This is a genomic window from Bradyrhizobium sp. Ken51 (assembly GCF_055807435.1).
Genome location: NZ_JBVVPB010000215.1, coordinates 1 through 234 on the forward strand (window position 1 = coordinate 1; position 234 = coordinate 234).

The following is a 234-nucleotide window of genomic DNA, read 5'->3' on the forward strand; positions in this document are numbered from 1 at the left end:
CTGATCGATAGCGAAGTCTTTACTCGTTTCCATCTCCATCTTAATCCCATCGTCTGGCAACTGGTTATCAACCCAGACGAAAATAAGAATGCGGCCAGCGGGCGCGCGAAGCGTCGACGACGCGTCAGGCTGCGCAGCTTTTGCCAGCTCCACGTCGCAAACACCAGTTCAAGCAATAAAATAACCGGCACGCTGATGAACATCAGCTGCCAGTCGCGCGCCATCTCATTTTCG

Annotated in this window: 2 pseudogenes; one reads left to right on the forward strand and one right to left on the reverse strand. The window is 53.4% G+C overall.

The annotated features are described in order from the left end of the window. Positions 1–3 precede the first annotated feature (3 nt). Positions 4–81, forward strand: a pseudogene (locus AC0L27_RS41535) (DUF3413 domain-containing protein); the annotation flags it as partial. Between the two features lie 38 nt (positions 82–119). On the opposite strand, the pseudogene AC0L27_RS41540 reads toward AC0L27_RS41535, so the two are convergent. Beyond that, positions 120–224: pseudogene (locus AC0L27_RS41540) on the reverse strand (DUF3413 domain-containing protein); the annotation flags it as partial. Positions 225–234: the final 10 nt, after the last annotated feature.